19 protein-coding genes are annotated in these 18831 nt (G+C 68.4%); 4 read left to right on the top strand and 15 right to left on the bottom strand.

Translation table 11 applies throughout. From position 1 onward, the window contains the following. Positions 1-107: 107 nt before the first annotated feature. Positions 108-959: a DUF6537 domain-containing protein gene (locus QH270_RS29110; RefSeq protein WP_348537695.1), complete on the top strand. Its 852-nt coding sequence runs from the start codon at positions 108-110 to the stop codon at positions 957-959. A gap of 44 nt (positions 960-1003) precedes the next feature. Here QH270_RS29110 and fusA (QH270_RS29105) read toward each other — a convergent pair whose 3' ends face one another. After that, complete coding sequence (gene fusA / locus QH270_RS29105) at positions 1004-3088, bottom strand: elongation factor G (protein WP_280347372.1); 2085 nt, start codon at positions 3086-3088, stop codon at positions 1004-1006. A 306-nt stretch (positions 3089-3394) separates the two neighbouring features. Here fusA (QH270_RS29105) and QH270_RS29100 point away from each other — a divergent pair, with 306 nt between their 5' ends. Next, positions 3395-3823 carry a PPOX class F420-dependent oxidoreductase gene (locus QH270_RS29100; RefSeq protein ID WP_280347371.1) on the top strand — a complete coding sequence of 143 codons (429 nt, stop codon included), beginning with the start codon at positions 3395-3397 and terminating at the stop codon, positions 3821-3823. A gap of 103 nt (positions 3824-3926) precedes the next feature. Beyond that, the gene (locus QH270_RS29095) at positions 3927-4280 is read left to right on the top strand and encodes a nitroreductase/quinone reductase family protein (RefSeq protein ID WP_280347369.1); all 354 of its coding nucleotides are present in this window, start codon (positions 3927-3929) and stop codon (positions 4278-4280) included. Positions 4281-4285: 5 nt separating this feature from the next. On the opposite strand, the gene QH270_RS29090 is transcribed toward QH270_RS29095, so the two are convergent. From QH270_RS29090 to hppD, 8 genes are all read right to left on the bottom strand, one after another. Further along, positions 4286-5101 (bottom strand): alpha/beta fold hydrolase, encoded by an 816-nt coding sequence (locus QH270_RS29090; protein ID WP_280347367.1) that lies wholly within the window; start codon positions 5099-5101, stop codon positions 4286-4288. Between the two features lie 158 nt (positions 5102-5259). Next, the gene (gene tuf, locus QH270_RS29085) at positions 5260-6450 is read right to left on the bottom strand and encodes an elongation factor Tu (RefSeq protein ID WP_280347365.1); all 1191 of its coding nucleotides are present in this window, start codon (positions 6448-6450) and stop codon (positions 5260-5262) included. Positions 6451-6564: 114 nt separating this feature from the next. After that, positions 6565-8667, bottom strand: a complete 2103-nt coding sequence (gene fusA, locus QH270_RS29080; RefSeq protein WP_280347363.1) for an elongation factor G — start codon at positions 8665-8667, stop codon at positions 6565-6567. A 150-nt stretch (positions 8668-8817) separates the two neighbouring features. Next, on the bottom strand, positions 8818-9288 hold the full coding sequence (rpsG, locus tag QH270_RS29075) for a 30S ribosomal protein S7 (protein ID WP_019049358.1): 471 nt from the start codon (positions 9286-9288) through the stop codon (positions 8818-8820). A gap of 1 nt (position 9289) precedes the next feature. Further along, entirely contained in the window at positions 9290-9664 is a 375-nt protein-coding gene (gene rpsL, locus QH270_RS29070) for a 30S ribosomal protein S12 (RefSeq protein WP_019049359.1), read from the bottom strand. Positions 9665-9935: 271 nt separating this feature from the next. Beyond that, complete coding sequence (locus QH270_RS29065; RefSeq protein WP_280347361.1) at positions 9936-10490, bottom strand: DUF3558 domain-containing protein; 555 nt, start codon at positions 10488-10490, stop codon at positions 9936-9938. Continuing rightward, entirely contained in the window at positions 10487-11014 is a 528-nt protein-coding gene (locus tag QH270_RS29060) for a DUF3558 domain-containing protein (protein WP_280347359.1), read from the bottom strand. Before QH270_RS29060 ends, QH270_RS29065 begins: the two co-directional genes overlap by 4 nt. A 31-nt stretch (positions 11015-11045) precedes the next feature. Next, positions 11046-12191 (bottom strand): 4-hydroxyphenylpyruvate dioxygenase, encoded by a 1146-nt coding sequence (gene hppD, locus QH270_RS29055; protein WP_280347357.1) that lies wholly within the window; start codon positions 12189-12191, stop codon positions 11046-11048. Positions 12192-12322: 131 nt separating this feature from the next. On the opposite strand from hppD, the gene QH270_RS29050 reads away from it, so the two are divergent. Beyond that, complete coding sequence (locus tag QH270_RS29050) at positions 12323-12838, top strand: Lrp/AsnC family transcriptional regulator (RefSeq protein WP_280347354.1); 516 nt, start codon at positions 12323-12325, stop codon at positions 12836-12838. A 1-nt stretch (position 12839) separates the two neighbouring features. Here QH270_RS29050 and QH270_RS29045 read toward each other — a convergent pair whose 3' ends face one another. The 6 genes from QH270_RS29045 to QH270_RS29020 all read right to left on the bottom strand — a co-directional run bounded on the left by QH270_RS29045 (position 12840) and on the right by QH270_RS29020 (position 18790). Then, complete coding sequence (locus tag QH270_RS29045; protein ID WP_280347352.1) at positions 12840-13484, bottom strand: GntR family transcriptional regulator; 645 nt, start codon at positions 13482-13484, stop codon at positions 12840-12842. 29 nt (positions 13485-13513) lie between these two features. Then, positions 13514-14506, bottom strand: coding sequence for an isopenicillin N synthase family dioxygenase (locus QH270_RS29040; RefSeq protein WP_280347350.1), 993 nt, complete (start codon positions 14504-14506; stop codon positions 13514-13516). Positions 14507-14518: 12 nt separating this feature from the next. Then, on the bottom strand, positions 14519-15517 hold the full coding sequence (locus QH270_RS29035; RefSeq protein WP_280347348.1) for an ABC transporter substrate-binding protein: 999 nt from the start codon (positions 15515-15517) through the stop codon (positions 14519-14521). Positions 15518-15738: 221 nt separating this feature from the next. Beyond that, complete coding sequence (locus QH270_RS29030) at positions 15739-16587, bottom strand: ABC transporter permease (RefSeq protein WP_432420445.1); 849 nt, start codon at positions 16585-16587, stop codon at positions 15739-15741. Then, the gene (locus tag QH270_RS29025; protein WP_280347346.1) at positions 16587-17372 is read right to left on the bottom strand and encodes an ABC transporter ATP-binding protein; all 786 of its coding nucleotides are present in this window, start codon (positions 17370-17372) and stop codon (positions 16587-16589) included. Before QH270_RS29025 ends, QH270_RS29030 begins: the two co-directional genes overlap by 1 nt. 104 nt (positions 17373-17476) lie before the next feature. Further along, positions 17477-18790, bottom strand: coding sequence for an amidohydrolase family protein (locus tag QH270_RS29020; protein WP_280347344.1), 1314 nt, complete (start codon positions 18788-18790; stop codon positions 17477-17479). Positions 18791-18831 lie beyond the last annotated feature (41 nt).

Here is an 18831-nt window from a genome sequence, read left to right as displayed (position 1 = left end):
ACCAGTGCAGATGGGTGCGTGCCTCCCGTTGCCGCGGTGTCGTCATCTCGACCGGATCGCCGCCCCCCGCCCGGGGGGGGGGGGTAGCTTTTAAGGGCCTGGGGGGGATGACCGCCCGCGGGGGTGGGGGTTTGAGGCACGCCGCCCCCACCCCGGCGGGGTCCCGGTGGGGGCTAAGGCCCGCCGCCGCCCCCCGCGCCTCCCCACCCGCGCGGGCCGCGGGGGGGGGCCCGGCCGCGCGGGCCCGCCCTCGGCCGGCGGCGGCGGATCAGCTCCTCGCCACCGTGCGGGCCGAGCCCGGATCCGAACTCCACCGCCTGTTGGCGCTCCGCGTGCCGGATCTCATCGAGTACCAGAACGCCTCCTACGCACGTGGATACAGCGAGTTCGTCGAACAGGTGCGGCTCGGCGAGACCGAACGGGCACCCGGCTCGACCGCGTTCGCCGAAGCCGTCGCCCGCAACCTGTACAAGCTCATGGCCTACAAGGACGAATACGAGGTCGCCCGCCTCTCCCTCGACCCCGACATCCGCGCGTCCGTCGAAGCGGAATTCGGCCGCGGTGCCCGCATCTCCTACCGGCTGCACCCGCCCGTGCTGCGCGCACTCGGGATGAGGAACAAGCTCGAACTCGGTCCGTGGTTCCGCCCCGTCTATCGAGCTCTCGTGGGGATGCGGCGTGTCCGGGGCACCCGGCTCGATCCCTTCGGCGCCGCCGGCGTCCGCAGGACCGAGCGCGCTTTGATCACCGAATACCGTGCCACCGTCACCGAGTTGCTCGCCGGTCTGAGCGAGGACACCCGCCCGCTCGCGGTGGAGATCGCCGACCTGCCGGACATGGTGCGCGGCTACGAGACGATCAAGATCGAGAATGTCGAGCGGTACCGCGCCAGCGTGACCCAGCTGATGGCCGATTATCGCCGTGCCTCGGGGGCCGGCGGCGGGGCTGCCGAGCTCTGACGCGGACTCCGGTGGCGCCGCTGTGCGACGCCACCGGAGTGGCCTCAACCGCCCGCGATGATCGACTCCACGAGCGCGGGCGGGACCGGGCCGTAGGAGTCGAACGTCATGAAGAAATAGCCTCGGCCGTGGGTCAGGGACCGCAGGTTCCCGATGTAGCCGAACATCTCCCGCAGCGGCACCAGCGCGTGGACGACCTGGGCGCCGCGACGCTCGGTGAGACCGTTGACCCGCCCGTGCCGGGCATTGAGGTCGCCGATCACCTCGCCGAGATGCTCCCGCGGCGTGATGACCTTGACGGCCATCACCGGCTCGAGCAGCACCGGCTTCGCCGTCGCGACAGCGGCGCGTACCGCCGCCGCGCCCGCGAGCCGGAACGCGAGCTCCGACGAGTCCTGGACGTGGGCGGCGCCGTCGAGCAGTGTCACCTTCACGTCCACGACCGGGAACCCGGCCAGCGGGCCGACACACAGCGCGTCCCGCGCGCCCGCGTCGACCGAGGGAACGTACTCCCGCGGCACCCGCCCGCCGCTCACCCGGCTCTCGAACGCGTAGCGCGCGCCGTCGGCGGCCACGTGCGGCGCCAGCGCGACCGCCACCTTCGCGAACTGCCCGCGCCCACCCACCTGCTTGCGGTGGGTGTACTCGACCAGATCCACCGCGGCGGTGACGGTCTCGCGATAGGCCACCCGTGGCGCGCCGATCTCGGCCTCGACCCGGAACTCCCTGCGCATCCGGTCGACCAGGATCTCCAGATGCAGTTCGCCCATGCCGCCGACGACCGTCTGACCGGTCTCGGCGTCGACGCGGACGGTGAACGTCGGGTCCTCCTCCGCCAGGCGAGCCAGGGCCGCGCCCAGCTTGTCCTGGTCGGCGCGAGTCCGCGGTTCGATCGAGACCGAGAGGACCGGATCGGGGAAGCTCATCGACTCCAGCACGATCGGATGGTCCCGATCGCACAGGGTGTCGCCGGTGCGCGTCTGCTTCAGCCCGATCACGGCACAGATCTGCCCGGCCCGCGCCCGATCCACACCGATCTCGGTGCTCGAGTGCATCTGGAACAGCTTGCCCACCTTCTCCTTTCGTCCGTTGGTCGAATTCAGTACGGCCAACCCGGGTTCGAGGCGGCCCGAGTAGACCCGCAGGTACACGAGCCTGCCGAAGAACGGGTGCGCCGCGACCTTGAACGCCAGTGCCGCGAACGGCTCGGCGACCTCGGGTGCGCGCGCGATCGACTCGCCCGTCGGCGAGAAGCCGTGCACGGCCACGACATCCAGCGGCGCGGGCAGGTAGTCGATGACCGCGTCGAGCAGCGGTTGCACGCCGACGTTCGCCAGCGCCGAACCGCACAGCACCGGGTACGCCCTGGCGTCGACGGTCATCGTGCGGATGGCCGCCTTCAGCAGGTCGACGGGAATCTCCCGGCCGCGCAGGTAGCGGTCCTGGAGCTCCTCGTCGGCTTCGGCGACCATGGCCACCAGCGCCTCGCGCTGCTGTTCGGCCTTGACGCGCAGGTCGTCCGGGATCGCCACCACATCGAAGCGCGCGCCGTACCCGGTGTCGCCCCGCCACACCTTGGCGTTCATCTCGACCAGGTCGACGATGCCCTCGAACTCGCGCTCCGCGCCGATGGGCAGCTGGATCACCAACGGCCGCACGCCGAGTCGCTCCGCGATGGTCCGCACGGTGAACGCGAAATCCGCCCCGAGCTTGTCCATCTTGTTCACGAAGCAGATCCGCGGCACCCCGTACCGATCGGCCTGCCGCCACACCTGCTCAGACTGCGGCTCGACGCCCTCCTTGGCGTCGAACACGGCGACGGCGCCGTCGAGCACCCGCAACGAGCGCTCCACCTCGGCGGTGAAGTCGACGTGGCCCGGTGTATCGATGATGGTGATCTCGTGGTCGCGCCACGTGCAGGTCGTGGCCGCCGCCGCGATCGTGATGCCGTGTTCGCGCTCCTGGATCATCCGATCCATGGCGGCGGTACCGTCGTGTACCTCGCCGAGGGCGCGGGTGACACCGGTGTAGTACAGGATGCGTTCGGTGGTGGTGGTCTTGCCCGCGTCGATGTGAGCGGCGATGCCGATATTGCGCAGGCGGGCGGGGTCGGTGCGTGGTCTGGTCATGGTGGGAATCCCCCAGCTGGTCGCGTCGATGGAGCGACGCTCGCCGATAGGGCGTTCCGGAAGACGGCACGGGCGTCGGATCACGCGGCGCCACACACCGGCGCCCGAGGACCCGATGCGAACTAGAACCGCGACTGCGGACGTGCCGTAACCATGCGACAAGTTCTACGCGTACGGCAGCCGCGCTGTCGACGGGTTTTCCGGCGGAGGGCATAAATTCGGGGGCGTGGCGGTTCGTCACGACGAGGGGATGGTCGGTTCGTGTCCCCGATCAGCGCGTCCGGCACACAGAGGGAGTCCGCACCGATGACAGCGGCGTTCGATCCACACGACCTGCTCGAGACGGCGAAGCTCGGGGTCCTCGCCACCATCAAATCCGACGGCCTGCCCCAGCTGTCCCCCGTCACCCCGTACTACGACCGCGCGGCCGGGATCGTCTACGTGTCGATGACCGAGGGCCGCGCCAAGACCGTGAACCTGCGTCGCGACCCGAGGGCCGCGCTCGAGGTGACAGCGCCCGACGGCTGGTCCTGGGCCACCGCCGAAGGCAGCGTCACCCTCACCGGGCCGGGTACCGACCCGAACGGTCCCGAAGTCGAAGCCCTCGTCGACTACTACCGCGCGGCCGCGGGCGAGCACCCCGACTGGCAGGAGTACCGCGAGGTCATGGTCTCCGACCGCCGCGTGCTGATGGCGCTGTCCGTCGACCGCGTCTACGGAGCCAAGGTCCGCTGACGACGTAATCGCCCCGATACCAACGAGTCTCAGAGCTTTCCCAGACACGCTCGGTACCGTGGGCGGCACGTGCTCATCGTTCACCAGCAGGCAGGAGAAGCCGTTGAGTCAGGAAACGTTGTTGAGCCGAGGCGTGCGAGGGTTCAACGCCGGCGTCGTCGCGCTGGCCGAGGCGCCGATCATCGGCAAGCTGCTCGGCAAGGCCTTCGCGCAGATCAGCTACACCGGCCGCCGCTCGGGCCGCACCTTCACCACCCCGGTCAACTATCTGCGCCGCGGCGACGAGTACGTCATCGGGGTGGCCATGCCGGACAAGAAGAAGTGGTGGCGCAACTTCCTCGGCGAGGGCGGCCCGGTCACCCTGCGCATCGCCGGTGTCGACCACCCCGGTCACGCCGTCACCCACCGCGACGACGGCCGCGTCACCGTTCGCGTCCGGTTGCTCGCGCCTGCCTGAGCTCGTCAGGGTTCCGGTTCGTCGAGAAACGCGGCGACCTCGGACGCGAAGAGCGGGTGCTTGACCGCGCCGAGGTGCGAGGTGTCCGGGTAGACGACCAGGCGGGCCCCGGGGATGCCGTCGGCGGTGTGCCGGAAGGTGTCGACGGAGTAGAACTCGTCGTGGTCGCCGCCGACCACCAGGGTCGGGGCGGTGATATCGGCGAGACGTCCGTCGAGGTCGAACGTATCCTCGGCGCGGACGAAGGCGAGGGTGTCGGCCGGATTCTTCGGCCGCACGAACGGATCGGCGAGCCAGGCCACGGCGCCGAGCAGCCGCGCCTTGACCGGTGACTCGATGCCCTGCGTCACCAGGTGGTGCAGTCCGCGGCGACCGTCGGCCACCGCCGTCGCGTACTTCATCTGCGATTCCCGCGCGGCGTCCTCGAGCCGATACCCCGACGACGCGACGACCAGCCTGCGCACGACCTCCGGATGATCCGCGGCCAGCTGCAATGCCAGCGACCCGCCCGAGGAGATCCCGAGCACGTCCACCGGCGCGCCGAACTCGGCCGACAACGCCTCCGCGTGCGCGCGCGCGATATCGGCCATGGTGGTCCCCACCGCCATCCCGGGCGCGCGATTCACCGCGTAGACCCGGAAATGCCGGGCCAGCGGGGCCATCGTCTTCACTTCCGACTTCCGCATCCACCCCTTCGGGTTCGTGTGATCGGGCGTGAACCACCGCAGGAACACCAGCGGCCGCCCTGCACCGAACGCCAGATACGGCATTCCGTGCGTGAGCACCCCTTCGGTGACCTCGAATCCCTGCACAACGCCCACGCCGCCTCCGATCCGTCCTGACCACCTACCAGCCGAACGCTACCCATACGACGACGGCCGCGCGATGACTTCGGAGGTCATGGCAGCCGGACCCGGAAACGCCGAACGGCGCCGCTCCCGAAGGAGCGACGCCGTTACGGTGTCAGAGATTCAGCGAATCACTTGACGATCTTGGTGACGCGACCGGCACCGACGGTGCGGCCACCCTCACGGATCGCGAAACGCAGGCCCTCGTCCATGGCGACCGGCTGGATCAGCTTGACGGACATCTCGGTGTTGTCACCGGGCATGACCATCTCGGTGCCCTCGGGCAGGGTCACAACGCCCGTCACGTCAGTCGTACGGAAGTAGAACTGCGGACGGTAGTTGTTGAAGAACGGGGTGTGGCGGCCGCCCTCGTCCTTCGACAGGATGTACGCCTGGCCCTCGAACTCGGTGTGCGGGGTGGTGGTGCCCGGCTTCACGACAACCTGGCCACGCTCGACATCTTCGCGCTTGATGCCACGAACCAGCAGACCGACGTTGTCGCCCGCCTGGCCCTGGTCGAGCAGCTTGCGGAACATCTCGATACCGGTGACCGTGGTCTTGGTCTTGTCCGGACGGATGCCGACGATCTCGACTTCCTCGTTCACGTTGATGATGCCGCGCTCGACACGACCGGTGACGACGGTGCCACGACCGGTGATCGTGAAGACGTCCTCGACCGGCATCAGGAAGGGGAGCTCGGTCTCACGGACCGGGTCCGGGATCGACTCGTCGACGGCGGCCATCAGCTCGAGGACCGAGTCGGCCCACTTCTGATCGCCCTCGAGGGCCTTCAGACCGGAGACACGCACGACCGGCGCGTCCTCGTCGAACTCCTGCGAGGCCAGCAGCTCGCGGACCTCCATCTCGACGAGCTCGAGGATCTCCTCGTCGTCGACCATGTCCGACTTGTTCAGCGCGACCAGGATGTAGGGCACGCCGACCTGACGGGCGAGCAGCACGTGCTCACGGGTCTGCGGCATCGGGCCGTCGGTGGCGGCGACCACGAGGATGGCGCCGTCCATCTGGGCCGCACCGGTGATCATGTTCTTGATGTAGTCGGCGTGACCCGGGGCGTCGACGTGCGCGTAGTGACGCTTCTCGGTCTGGTACTCGACGTGGGAGATGTTGATCGTGATACCACGAGCCTTCTCCTCCGGCGCCTTGTCGATCTGGTCGAAAGCGAAGCTCTCGTTCAGGTCCGGGTACTTGTCGGCCAGCACCTTGGTGATAGCAGCCGTCAGCGTGGTCTTGCCATGGTCGACGTGACCGATGGTGCCGATGTTGACGTGGGGCTTCGTCCGCTCGAACTTCGCCTTCGCCACTGTGGTCCTCCTGGACTAGTTAGTGCGTGCTTTTTTGCAGCAGTGCGGTTATTAAGGGGGGTCGTGCTGACGCCCGGTTGCCGGGGCCAAGCGTACTTGGCCCCCGCAAGCGAATTACTCGCCGGTCGCCTTGGCGATGATCTCCTTGGACACGTTGGCCGGAACCTCAGCGTAGGAGTCGAACACCATGGAGTAGTTCGCGCGACCCTGGGTCTTCGACCGCAGGTCACCGATGTAGCCGAACATCTCCGAGAGCGGAACCAGCGCCTTGACGACACGGGCACCACTGCGTTCCTCCATGGCCTGGATCTGGCCACGGCGGGAGTTCAGGTCGCCGATCACGTCGCCCATGTAATCCTCGGGCGTGATGACCTCGACCGCCATGAGCGGCTCGAGGATCACCGGACCGGCCTTGCGGGCCGCTTCCTTGAGGGCCTGCGAGCCCGCGATCTTGAAGGCCATTTCCGACGAGTCGACGTCGTGGTACGCGCCGTCGAGCAGGATGACCTTCATGTTCACCAGCGGGTAGCCGGCGAGCACGCCGTACTGCATGGCGTCCTGGGCACCCGCGTCGACCGAGGGGATGTACTCACGGGGCACGCGACCACCGGAGACCTTGTTCTCGAACTCGTAGTGCGCACCGTCTTCGCCGACGAAGGGCTCGACCGCGATGATGACCTTCGCGAACTGGCCGGAGCCACCCGTCTGCTTCTTGTGCGTGAACTCGAGCTTCTCGACCGGCTTGGTGATCGTCTCGCGATAGGCCACCTGCGGCTTGCCGACGTTCGCCTCGACCTTGAACTCGCGCTTCATGCGGTCGACGAGGATGTCGAGGTGGAGCTCGCCCATGCCGCCGATAACGGTCTGGCCGGTCTCCGCGTCGAGCTTGACCGAGAACGTCGGATCCTCGCGCGCCAGCTTCTGGATCGCGGTGCCGAGCTTCTCCTGGTCGGACTTGGTCTTGGGCTCGATCGAGACCTCGATGACCGGGTCCGGGAAGGTCATCGACTCGAGGACGACCTGGTTCTGCGGATCGCAGAGGGTGTCACCGGTGGTGGTGTCCTTCAGGCCGATGACCGCGTAGATGTGGCCCGCGGTGACCTCGGGAACCGGGTTCTCCTTGTTGGAGTGCATCTGGAACAGCTTGCCCAGACGCTCCTTCTTGCCCTTGGTCGAGTTGACGACCTGGGCACCGGAGGCCACCGAACCCGAGTACACGCGGATGTAGGTGAGCTCACCGAAGAACGGGTGCACGGCGATCTTGAACGCCAGCGCCGAGAACGGCGCGTCGATGCTCGGCTGACGAGTGATGATCTCGTCTTCCTTGCCGGGCACGTGGCCCTCGACGTTCTCCACGTCCAGCGGGGACGGCAGGTAGTCGACGACGGCGTCGAGCATGGGCTGCACGCCCTTGTTCTTGAACGCCGAACCACACAGCACCGGGTAGAGCTCCGAGGCCACGGTCATCTTGCGGATGGCGCCCTTGATCTCCTCGATCGAGAGCTCCTCGCCGCCGAAGAACTTCTCCAGCAGCGCCTCGTCGGACTCGGCGACGGTCTCCAGCAGCTCCTGACGGTACTGCTCGGCCTTGTCCTTGAGGTCGGCCGGGATCTCCTGGACCTCGTACTTCTCGCCCAGCTTGGTCTCGCCGGTCCACACCTTGGCGTTCATCTCGACCAGGTCGACGATGCCCTCGAAGGTGTCCTCCGCGCCGATCGGCAGCTGGATGACCAGCGGCTTGGCGCCGAGGCGGTCCTTGATGGTCTGCACGGTGAAGTAGAAGTCCGCACCGAGCTTGTCCATCTTGTTCACGAAGCAGATGCGCGGCACGTCGTACTTGTCGGCCTGACGCCACACCTGCTCGGACTGGGGCTCGACGCCCTCCTTGCCGTCGAAGACGGCGACGGCGCCGTCGAGCACGCGGAGCGAACGCTCCACCTCGACGGTGAAGTCCACGTGGCCCGGGGTGTCGATGATGTTGATCTGGTTCTGGTTCCAGAAGCAGGTCACGGCGGCGGAGGTGATGGTGATACCACGCTCCTGCTCCTGCTCCATCCAGTCGGTGGTCGACGCGCCGTCGTGCGTCTCACCGATCTTGTAGTTGACACCCGTGTAGAAGAGGATGCGTTCGGTGGTGGTGGTCTTGCCCGCATCGATGTGGGCCATGATGCCGATGTTGCGGACCTTGTTCAGGTCGGTGAGCACGTCCTGTGCCACGGAAATCTTCCCCGCTCGTTAGCTAGTTGGGATTCTCGGGAACGACCCTGGTTCGGGTCGTCACAATGTCAACGCCGGGGGCGGCACCGAAGTGCCGCGTCCCGACTGAAAGCCTTCCGGCGCCGACACTAGCGACGGGCCGGGCGGCAATCACCAGCGGTAGTGCGCGAAGGCCCGGTTCGACTCGGCCATCTTGTGGGTGTCCTCGCGACGCTTCACCGAAGCGCCGAGGCCGTTGCTGGCGTCGAGGAGCTCGTTGGCGAGACGCTCGACCATGGTCTTCTCGCGACGGGCGCGGGAGTAGCTGACCAGCCAGCGCAGCGCCAGGGTGTTGGCGCGGCCCGGACGGACCTCGACCGGCACCTGGTAGGTGGCGCCACCGACGCGGCGGGGCTTCACCTCGAGGGCGGGCTTGACGTTGTCCAGCGCGCGCTTGAGAGTGACGACCGGATCGGTGCCGGTCTTCTCACGCGCCTGCTCGAGGGCACCGTAGACGATGCGCTCGGCGGTGGACTTCTTGCCGTCCAGCAGGATCTTGTTGACCAGCTGAGTGACCAGCGGCGACCCGTAGACCGGGTCGTTGATCAGCGGACGCTTGGGTGCGGGGCCCTTGCGTGGCATATCAGCTCTTCTCCTTCTTGGCGCCGTAGCGGCTGCGAGCCTGCTTGCGGTTCTTCACACCCTGGGTGTCCAGCGAGCCACGGATGATCTTGTAGCGCACACCCGGGAGGTCCTTCACACGACCGCCACGCACGAGCACCATCGAGTGCTCCTGCAGGTTGTGGCCCTCACCGGGGATGTAAGCCGTGACCTCGACCGCGCTGGTCAGGCGAACACGCGCGACCTTACGGAGCGCGGAGTTCGGCTTCTTCGGGGTCGTGGTGTACACGCGAGTGCACACGCCACGACGCTGCGGGCTCCCCTTCAGGGCCGCGGTCTTGGTCTTGGAGACCTTGTCGCGGCGACCCTTGCGGACCAGCTGGTTGATGGTTGGCATAGACCGGCTTTCCTTATCGGTTATTGCGGCTGTCGGAACGTGTCTTCAGTTCATCGAGCTTTCACTCGCACGTCCGACCGTGTTTCGCTTGACCCGCGGTCGGGCGTGTCGCGCGCAGCTCAGGGCCCTTTTTCCGGGCACGCTGGAACGTACCGGCCGCTCTCGCTGGCCTACGTTCACGCACGAACTTGCCCGTAGCAATCCGGGCACAGCGATCCACGATACGCGCCCGCCCGAACCGGGGTCAAAGCGGGGTCGTGCGTCAAGGCTTCTACCGGGCCAGATCCAGGGTCAGCTCCACCAGTTTCTGGGCGCCCGCGCACGGGTCCGGATGCGCCGAACCCGGCCGGTAGTTGATCCACCACCCGACGACGCCGACATCGGCGGCCGGCGCGGTGACGCCACAGGAGTCGTTGTCGCCCGGCCTGCGCACCTGCAGGGCCCTGCGGCCCTGCACCGTGATGTCGCCGGTGAGGTAGCCCAACTTGTCGTTGGTCGCCTTCTCGTTGTTCAGCGTACCCATCTCGTACCAGTTCAGTGTGGCCATGGCCCCGCCGCCCGGTGCGTCCTCGATGTCCCACATGCACACCGCGCCGCTGAAGGACGTGTTGACGAAGGTGGCGTTGCCGATGATCTCGCCGATCTTGTCGGTGGCGACCACATCGCATTCGCGCAGCAGCTTGTCGAAGTCGGTGTTGATCGACTCACCGCCGCCACCGCTGCCCAGCGGCTGCGCGTTGCCCTGCACCTTCTCGCCGCACCCGGCCAGCGTCGCGGTGAGCAGCAGGGCCGCCGAGGCCGCGACCGCGATCCGGCGCGCGCTCATCCGAGCCGTCCCACGGTGAGCTCGGCGAGCTTCCTGGTCTTCTCGCACGGGTTGCCCGCGGTGGCGAACAGGCCGGTGGAGATCGACCATTCGAAGAAGTCGTCGTCGAGCTGCACGGCGAAGTCGCAGACCGTGCCCTCGGGGTCGAGCGCCTCGAAGCCTGGCTTGCCGCCGACGTCGATGGTCTGCGGGTTGCGGCCGACGCTGGAGACCCAGGCCTTCTCCCGCTCGATCGGGCTGCCCCGGTAGGAGGCGAACGTCACGCTGGGCGAGGACAATCCGGCGGCCTGCCAGTTGCAGCCGGTGGCGTTCTTGTAGACCCGCGAGATCTGGCCGAGCCCCGCCAGGGCGCGCACCTCGTCGTCGGTGACGTGACCGCACTCGCCGACGAACGGGCCGAGCGAGGCGACCTTCGGTGGTGGTTTTCCCGGTCCGGTCGGCGTATCGGAGTCGCCCCCCGATCCGCACGACGTCAGCATGACGACCAGGGCCATGCCGGTGATGATCGCCGAGGGGATCCGCATGCCATGAACTCTAATCGCATGCGGGCCGCCGCTACAGGTTCCCGCGGGCCTCCTGTTCCCGTTCGATCGCCTGGAAAAGCGCTTTGAAATTGCCTTTTCCGAAGCCGAGTGAGCCGTGTCGCTCGATGAGTTCGAAGAAGACGGTGGGGCGGTCGCCGATCGGGCGGGTGAAGATCTGCAGCAGGTAGCCGTCCTCGTCGCGGTCGACCAGGATGCCGCGACGCTGCAACTCCCCCACGGGGACCCGGACGTGTCCGATCCGGGCGCGCAGTTCGGGGTCCTCGTAATAGGTGTCGGGGGTGGCCAGGAACTCGACGCCCTCGGCGCGCAGGGCGTCGACGGTGGCGAGGATGTCGCCGGTGGCCAGGGCGATGTGCTGGACGCCGGGGCCGCGATAGAACTCGAGGTACTCGTCGATCTGAGAACGCTTGCGGCTCACGGCCGGTTCGTTGAGCGGGAACTTCACCCGGTGGTTGCCGTTGGCGACGACCTTGCTCATCAGCGCGGAGTACTCGGTGGCGATGTCGTCGCCGACGAACTCGGCCATGTTCGTGAATCCCATGACGTCGCGGTAGAAGTCGACCCAGCGGTCCATCATGCCGAGCTCGACATTGCCGACCACGTGGTCGATCGCCTGGAACAGCCGCCCGGTGCGCTGGGCACGGGTGGAGGTGCGCTGGACGTAGCCGGGCAGGTACGGCCCGTGATAGCCGGAGCGGTCGACCAGCGTGTGCCTGGTCTCGCCGTAGGTGGCCAGCGCGGCGGAGCGGACGGTGCCGAATTCGTCTGTCGCGTCGTGTGGTTCGACGAGGATGCGCGCACCGTGCTCGCGGGCCCACGCGACGCAGCGGTCCACGTCGGGGACTTCGAGGGCGATGTCGACGATGCCGTCGCCGTGGCGGTCGTGGTGGGCGACGAGTGGACTGTCCGGGTCGACGGCGCCCTGGACGACGAACCGCGCCGACCCGCTGCGCAGCACGAACGCCTTGTGGTCGCGGTTGCCGGTCTCGGGGCCCGAGTAGGCCTCGAGCCGCATCCCGAACGCGGACTGCAGGTAGTGCGCGCACTGGGTCGCGTTGCCGACGACCCACACCAGCGCGTCCCACCCGATCACCGGAAACGGATCGACACTGTCGTCGTGCTCGATGAGTCCGACGAGCTGCTGCTCAATGGTCATGACCTAGGAAATCTCGGGATCGCCCAGCTGGGCAACTACGCCACCGAACCCTGGGCAAGCTGACACGAGAAGCCACCGGAATCGGCTCGATGGTGGACAATTTGAATAGCACCCGAGCAGGAGGTCTTCCGATGCGAACGCCCGCGAAACTGGACGAACTCGATCTGGCGATCCTGTCCGCGATGCACGAGTACCAGAAGGCCGGAATCCTCGAGCTCTCGCGCCGGACGAAGGTCGCGCGTGCCACCGTGCAGGCGCGGATCAACCGGATGGAGGAGTCGGGGGTGATCGCCTCCTACGACCCGCAGATCGACGTCACCGCGGCCGGTTTCGACGTGCAGGCCTTCGTGACGCTCGAGATCGCGCAGGGCGCGCTGGACACGGTCAGCGCCGAACTCGAGGCCATCCCCGGCGTGCTCGAGGCCTACGCGACCACCGGCTCCGGCGACGTGCTGTGCCGGATCGGCGCCGACTCGCACGCCGGGTTGCAGTCGGTACTGCTCAGCATCGATCGGACCGGTTCGGTGGTGCGGTCGCACAGCGTGATCGTGCTGTCGACGGTGATCGCCCGGCGCACCATGCCACTGCTGCGCACGCTCACCCCGGCGGGCACCGCGAAGGCGCCCGCCTACCGGGACCAGCGCTGAGTCACTGCCGGTCGAGGCGGGTCAGCAGGCCGTGCACGTGGGCCTCGGCGGCGGCGCGCGCCGACTCCGCGTGCCCGGACTCGAGCGCCTCCACGATCCGGCGGTGCTCGCGCAGGGCGACGCGGCGGTTGCGGGCCGAGCACCACAGGTCACCGCGGTAGAGGTGGGCTTTCGCCTCGAGCCGGGCCAGCTCCTCGATCAGGCAGCTGTTGCCGGAGGCGTCGCGCAGGAAGGTGTGGAATTCCAGGTCGAGCTGGGCATCGCGGGCCGCGTCGGTGGCGTCGTCGAGGTTGGCCGCCTGGGCGGCGATGATGCCCGCGAGCTTGTCCAGGTCGGCCTCGGTGAGGCGGGTGGCCGCGGCCGCGGCGGCGAGCCCGTCGAGGACGGCGCGGACCGCGAGGACCTCGCGGATCTGCGCGTCGTCGACGGCGGCGACCTTCGCCCCCGCGTGCGGGGCGCTGACCGCCAGGCCCTCGTAGATCAGCTGCTGTACCGCCTCGCGGACGGGGCTGCGGCTGACCCCCAGCTGGGTCGCCAGCGCGGGCACGCTGAGCGGTCGGCCGGGGGCCAGCTCACCGGCGAGGACCATCTGCCGGATCTGCCGATGGACGGATCGGCCGAGTAGCGCGGAGCTCTCGTCGGTCATCGCGATGGTCCTTTCCGCTGGTGCCTCGATTATCCCTTGGGCTGATAGTTCGCCTGTACACGCTGCGTGAGGAAGTCGACCGCGGTGACGGGCGGGTACTTGCCCGCCGGCCCCTGGATGATCGCGTCGCGGTCGGCCTGGGCGAAGTAGGCGATGCTGTAGCGCTCGCCCTGGTATTCGCCCTCCCCCGGGCTGCGGACGCGGTGGAAGTTCGACGGCAGCAGGTCATCGCTCCAGCGGGTCAGCATGTCGCCGATATTGCAGGTGATCAGGCTCGACGAGGGGGTGATGGAGGTCCACTCCTGCTCGGCCATCTCCTTGCCGGGGCACACCTGCAGGCCGCCCTGGCCGTCGCGCTGGAACAGCAGGGTCAGGCAGTCGAAGTCGGTGTGCGCGCCCGCCCGCCACCGTCCCGGCACGCCGCGCAGTTCCTCGGGCACCGCGAAGTAGTGCAGCAGGCGCAGCGTGCTCTGGTAGTCCGGCGAGGCGGGATCGTGTGCGGCGGTGAAGTGTTCGCGCGGCAGGCCGAGACGGTCGGCGAAGCACGACAGCACCCGCATCGCCACCGCCCACGCGCGCCCCTCGAAATCGAGGACGCGAGAACGGAATCCGGCCAGTTCGTCCTCGCTGGGCCAGAGCTCGGCCATGTGCGGCCGGGTGACCTGGTAGGACTCCTTCTGATCCGGCACGCCGATGGACGGGCGCACCTGGCTCAAGCTCTCCCACCCCGCGTTGTCCTTCTTGACCAGCGGGTACCGGCCCTTCACGTCCTCGGGGAGCGCGAAGAAATCGGCGGTGGCGCCGAACATCCCGTCGATCAGGTCCTGGGGGATGCCGTGGCCGGAGAGCTGGAAGAAGCCGATCTCGGTGGCGGCGTCCCACAGCTGCCCGGTGATCTCGGCGCGCCGGTTCTCGAAGTCGGTGAGGTCGATGACGCGGATCTCGCGGGCGTCGGTTTCCTTGCCGAGGCCGCCCATCGCCTTCTCGCGTGAGACCTCGGACAGGTCGTAGCTGGTGGTCATTGATGTGACTCCTTATCCGGTGACGGAGATGCCCGTGTCGAGGAATTCCTTGGTGACAAGGTCCTTCGCGGTGAGCCCGGCGGGGACGTCGGCACCGCCGGTGCGCAGGATGGGTGCGAATTCGTCGATGACGCGCTGCATGCGGGCCTCGTCGAAGCTGCCGAGGACACCGTCGGTGTCGTCGCCGATCAGGCCGCCGTCGATCAGGGCCTTCGAACCGAACGACGCCAGTTCGGGGCTGTAGGGGCTGAGCTTGGGGTTCTGTTCGACCACGTCGACGACCACGTCGTTGACGTGCGAGGGGTCGGCCCGGAACCGGGCGGTGGCCTGCTGGATCATCGGCACCAGCTTTCGCAGGCACGGGCGCAGTTCGGCGAGCTTGTCGGCGCGCACGTTCACCGTGCGGGCATAGCCCTCGTAGCCGACGTCCTTGAGCAGCTGGTAGCCGACCGGCTTGCTCCAGGCCCGCACCTCGTGCTCGTAGGTGTAGGGCTCGGCATTCGCGAAACCCTGCTGCGCGAAGGACGGATCGGTGACGAACCGCGACGGCGAATTGTCGTAGGACGCGTCGATCTGCTCCTGCTTCACCAGGCCGCGAGCCACCAGCCAGTTCGGGTACAGCTGCCCTTTGGACACCACGATCGGCTTGCCCGACCTGCCGATATCGGCGATACCCTGCCAGCCGGGATTGGTCTTCGGGTCCCACATCAGCATCTGCGGGCTGTGGCGCAGCAGCGTGGTCACCGCGACGATCGGCTGCTGACCGGCGGCGGCGATGGCGTGCTCGGAGTGCGCGAGCCCGAGGGTGATGCCCTGGTCGACATACATCTGCGAGGGCACGGTCTGGAACCCGATGGCCGGACCGCCCGCCCGGATCTCGAGATCCACCCCGGTGTCCTTGCCGTCGGCGACGAGCGGGCCGGTGATCTTGTTGTTGTCGGCGTCGACCCGGTAGCCGGGCCCGAGCAGTCCGAAGATGGGCCCGGAATCGGTTTCCGGCGCCCACTGCAACTGGACGACGACGGTGGCCGGGCAGGGGGGGGGGGGGGGGGGGGGGGGGGGGGGCGGGGGGGGGGGGGCGGGGCGGGCCCCGGTTCCAGCGCGACGGCGGGGCCTTCGGCGATGTCGCCGGAACAGGCCGACGCGGTCGCGGCGAGCGCGAGAGCCAGCGTCGCGATGCCGAGGCGACGCGAGGGAAATGACTTCATGGTTGATCCTCTGTGCGGGGGAAGCTAGTTCGCGGAGTTGTGCCAGCGGCCGACGCTGACCTTCTGCACCACGGTGAAGACGGTGAACACGAGCACGCCGAACAGCGCGGCCAGCAGCAGCGCGCCGATCAGGTCCTCGGATTGCAGGCGGGCGCGATAGGTGTCGAGCAGGGTGCCGATTCCGGGTTTGCCCTGCGCGAAGAACATGTCGCCGATGATCGCGCCGGTGACGGAAAGCCCGGCGGCGGTGCGCAATCCGGTCAGGGTGGACGGCAGCGCGGCGGGCAGCTGCAGCGACCACAACCGGCGCAGCCTGCCCGCGCGGCCGAGGGTGAACAGCTCCTGGAGATTGCCGTCGACGGATTTGATGCCGAACAGCGTCATCGCGATGATCGGATGGATGGCGATCAGCACGCACACCGTGGTGCGCGCGGCGAAGCCGTAGCCGAGCCACAGCCCGATCAGCGGGACCACCGCCAGCACCGGAATGGCTTGCAGGATCACGGCATACGGATAGACGACCTGCTCGATCGGTTTGGCCTGGCTCATCAGCACCGCGATGGCGACGCCGAGCACCGCCGAGATCAGCAGTCCGGTGAGCGCGACCCTGGCCGTCACCGCCAGCGCCTCGCCCATCACCGCGAGCTTGGCTGGGTCGGCGAGTGATTCGCTGAACACCACGTGCGGCGGCGGCAGCAGGAATCGGCGGCTCTCGCTGAGCAGCAGCATCGACACCGCGTACCAGGCGCCGAGCGCGAGGGCGATCGAGACCACGGGAGCGACGAGCGATTTCCCGATCGCGCGGGCCGACACGGTCGGCAGCTTCGGGCGCGCGGCGGTGGGGGTGGCGGCGCGGGCGGCGATACTGACCATCAGGCAGCCTCTTTCAGCGAGCGCGAGACGCGCGAGACGAGTGCGGTGAAGGCGGGTTGGAAGCGCAACTCCCGGTCGCGCGGGTAGGGCAGGTCGACGTCGATCACCTCGTGGACGCGGCGCGGCCTGGCCGACATCACCACCACGCGGGCGGCGAGGAACACCGCCTCGGACACCGAGTGGGTGATGAACAGCGCGGTGAAGGCGTTGTCGCGGTACAGCCGCAGCAGTTCCTCCTGCATGTTCAGCCTGGTCATCTCGTCGAGCGCGCCGAAGGGTTCGTCGAGCAGCATCAGCCGCGGTTCCAGCGAGAGCGCCCTGGCCAGCGAGACCCGCATGCGCATGCCGCCGGAGAGCTGGTGCGGCAACTTGTCGGCGAAGTCGGCCAGGCCGACGGCCTCGATGGCCTTGGCGACCCGCTCGCGGCGGACCGTCCGGTCGATGCCGGCCAGTTCGGCCGAGAGTTCGACATTGCGGCGCACCTTGCGCCAGGGCAGCAGGGTGGCCTCCTGGAAGATGAACCCGATCGAGTCCGTCTTCACCGCGACCGATCCCGTGCTCACCGCTTCCAGGCCAGCGGCCAGCCGCAGCAGCGTCGACTTGCCGCAGCCGGAGGGTCCGACCACCGCGACGAATTCGCCGTCACGCAGGTCGAGGTCGATGTCGGTCAGCGCGAGTGTTCCCTGGTCGCCGCCGAAGCGCTTGCTGACGCCGGCGAAGGAGACCTCCAGGCCGGAGAGCAGCGTCCTCGCGTCGGCGTCGTTCACCGTGTCGTAGAGCGTCACCGTGATTCACCTTCTCTGCGGTATTGCGTGCAACCTTCGGTCGACATCAGTTTGTCTTGCTCGAATTACATGCAATGTGTGGTTCGTTTCTGGCTTATTAACAATCAGCGCATGCGAATCAGGCGCTGGGTGAGGTCGTCGGCGTCTACCCGGGTGCTGCGGCCGTCGCGCAGGACGGCCTCGCCGTCGACCCACACCGTGTCGACCACCCGCGGCGAGGCGGCGGTGAGCAGGGTGGCGCTCGGGTCGAGGACGGGCAGGCAGGCGAAGTCGCGCTCGAAGCGGATCAGGGTGAGGTCGGCGCGATCGCCGACGGCGATACCGGTGTGGGTGGGGCCGCCGAGCACCCGGCCCGCCGCGCCGGTCGCCATCCGCAGCATCTGGTCGGCGCCGAGCAGGTCGGCCCGCCGGTGCGCCGCGCGCTGCAGGAACGCGCCGAGGCGCAGGGCGAGCAACATGTCCTGGGTGTCGTTGCTCGCGGCGCCGTCGACCCCGAGGGTGACGTCGATGCCCGCGGCCAGCATCTCGGGCACGGGGGCGACGCCGCTGCCGAGCCGCATGTTGGAGACGGGGTTGTAGGACACCGTCACCCCGCGCTCGGCGAGGACCGCGCGTCCGGCGGCGTCGAGGTTGACGCAGTGCACGGCCAGTGTGCGGTCCCAGAGGAAGCCGCTCGCGTCGAGGTAGTCGACGGCGCCCGCACCCGCGTGCAGCAGGCACATGTCCTCGTCGGTGGTGGTCTCGAGGAGGTGGATCGACACCGTCTTGCCGGTCGCCTCGGCGTAGTCGCGGGTCGCGGCCATGCCGTCGGGAGTGAGGCAGCGCGGGTTGGGCACGGCCAACGCGGTGGTGATCCTGGTGCCGACCAGTTGCTTGTCGAGCGCGTCGACGTGGGCCAGCGCCTCGTCGAGTGGTTGCAGCAGGCGCGGGTCCAGGCCCCACTTGCGGGTGCTGTCGGCGCGATCGGCGATGCCGCGGCCGAGCACCACCCGGATGCCGAGTTCGTCGAGCGCCCGGATCATGGCCTGGTGGATCTCCTCGGAGGGGTTGGGCCACAGGTGCTCGACCACCGTGGTCACACCGCCGCGCAGCAGTTCCAGACCGCCCGCCAACGCCGAGAGATAGGTCTGCTCGGGAGTCGCGGCGACCGTGTGCTCCCCGACGCAGCGCAACCATTCGAGCAGCGGCAGACCCTCGCCGACGCCGCGCAGGACCGCCTGCTGCAGGTGGGTGTGGGTATTGACGAAGCCAGGGAGCAGATACCCGGAACCGCCGTCGAAACGGGGCAGGTCGGCGTGTTCGGGCCCGGCCGCCAGCGCGACGACCACACCGTCGCGGACGACGACTTCGCCAGGGGCCCAGCCCTGTTCGGTGTACACGGTGACGTCGGTGACGACCACGGACGCGGGGGAACCCATGCGCGCACCTCTTTCGGATGCGGCTGGTTCGCCCGCCGGTT

This window comes from Nocardia neocaledoniensis, from assembly GCF_029868625.1.
Lineage (GTDB): Bacteria > Actinomycetota > Actinomycetes > Mycobacteriales > Mycobacteriaceae > Nocardia > Nocardia neocaledoniensis_A.
The sequence above is the reverse complement of the archived record's forward strand: the minus strand, read 5'-3'. Positions and strand labels throughout refer to the sequence as shown.